Annotated in this window: 1 pseudogene; it reads left to right on the top strand. The window is 66.3% G+C overall.

Annotation, left to right across the window (positions count from 1 at the left end):
* Positions 1-465 (top strand): annotated as a pseudogene (locus tag OX89_RS17855) (IS91 family transposase); the annotation flags it as partial.
* Between the last annotated feature and the right edge of the window lie 132 nt (positions 466-597).

Genomic DNA, 597 nt, shown 5'->3' with positions numbered 1-597 from the left:
GTGCTGGCACCAAACTCGCCGCTGAGAGCGGCGGTAACGGCGCTGGCTCAGCCTGCTGCGTCGCAACCAGCCACGGTGGAGACTGCACAACCTGGCGCGGGCGTACCTGGGGTGGCGGCGCCGGGCAACGCGGCCACACCCACACCCGAACCTGAAGCACGCCCGAAGCGAGCGGCGCATTACTTGTGGGCGGTGCTGATTGCCCGCATCTACGAGGCATTTCCGCTGCTGTGCCCCATGTGCGGTGGGCAGATGCGCATCATTGCCTTCATCACCCACAGCGCCGAAATCCGCCACATCCTGAACCACATCGGGGTGGAGTCTGCCCCCCCGCACATCACCCCGGCACGCGGGCCACCGCTGTGGGAGGGCTGCGACGCGCCGGTGGATGATGGTGCGCAAGGCGAGCCGGATTGGGATCTGGCAGCTCAACCCGACGAGGTAGACCAGCGCGTCAATTGGTGACCCAGTGAAGCGGCGGTATCCATCGCTGCGGGGAAGCAGCTGCGCGCGCGCCAGGCCCAAATGCATACTGCCTCCCAAGCTCTTGCCATTGAGCGGCAAGCGAGCGCTCAACCTTCCTTGGCCGAACGTGTT

Source organism: Diaphorobacter sp. J5-51, from assembly GCF_001023515.1.
Taxonomy (GTDB): domain Bacteria; phylum Pseudomonadota; class Gammaproteobacteria; order Burkholderiales; family Burkholderiaceae_C; genus Diaphorobacter; species Diaphorobacter nitroreducens.
Note: the sequence above shows the minus strand (reverse complement) of the source record. Positions and strands in the feature narration are given on the sequence as shown.